At 75.9% G+C, this 1081-nt stretch carries 1 protein-coding gene; it reads right to left on the reverse strand.

Translation table 11 applies throughout. The annotated features are described in order from the left end of the window. A partial coding sequence (cofC, locus tag FrCorBMG51_RS01475) for a 2-phospho-L-lactate guanylyltransferase (protein WP_086055207.1) occupies window positions 1-735 on the reverse strand: 735 nt, incomplete at its 3' end. Window positions 736-1081: the final 346 nt, after the last annotated feature.

A 1081-nucleotide genomic window follows, 5' to 3' on the forward strand; every position in this document is an offset into this window, starting at 1 on the left:
CGGCGCCGGCCGCGGGCCGGCGGACAGGACCTGCCTGGTCCAGGGGCCGACGCCCAGGCTGACCGCCTCCCACAGGTGCTCGACCGTGTCCACGTCACGGCGCAGGCCACGGACGGATCCGCCGAGCGGCCCGGTCAGGTCCCGGGCGCCGGAGCGGATGTGTGCCGCGCGGCTCGCCGGCCCGAACCGGGGCGCCAGCGGTGTGCCGGCCGCGGCGGCGAGCAGGACGGTGCCGGTACCGTCCGCGTCCGCGACCAGGCCACGGCCGCCCGCCGGCACGGCCAGCAGAGCCGCGCGCAGGTGGGCCGGGCGCAGCGCGGGGATGTCGGCGGACAGGGCCGCGACACCGGCGTCCGGCCACCACCGCGCGGCCAGGGCCGCGCCGTGCGCCAGTGCCGCGTTCAGACCGGTGTCAGGCATGTCGGGGACGACGACGATCCGGCCGCCGGCTGCCGGGGTACCTCCGGTCAGTGCGGCGCCGTCGGTCGCTGGGGTGCCGTCGGTCGCGGGCCGCCCGGTGGGGCCCGGGCCCGACAGGGCGGCCATTCCGGCCCGGGCCACGCCGTCGTTCGTCACGATCATGACGGCTTCGACAGTGCCGTGGCCGACCGCGCTGGCCGCGGCCACCGCGTCCTGGGCCATCGCGAGCGCGAGGGCTGCCCGGTCCGGACGGGCGAGCCGGCTCTTGGCGGTTGCCAGCGGTTTGACCGGTACGACAACGACCCAACCGGTCATGTGGATGGCGGCTTCATGCGGGTGGCGGCTCCGGTGGCGCCGGTGTCACACACCGGCTCGTGTCCGCAGCGACTCTATGGCACGCCGACTCTATGGCACGCCGACCCGATGGTATGCCGACCCGATGGCACGCCGACTGTCGGCACGTGCCATCCGGGCCGTCCTGCCGCACCGGTTGGGACACGATCTGTGCGGGCGCCGGTGCCTTCTCGACAGCCTTTGCGTGACTGAGCAAGACTCCTGCGACGTGAAGCGAGCTGAACGTGCCGGTGTCGGGGTGATGTCGACGGCGGCCGTCAGCGCGCCGTACCGGATGCGCGCACGGCCGGGCGGGCGCCGGCCGTGC

Source organism: Protofrankia coriariae (assembly GCF_001017755.1).
GTDB classification, from domain to species: Bacteria; Actinomycetota; Actinomycetes; order Frankiales; family Frankiaceae; genus Protofrankia; species Protofrankia coriariae.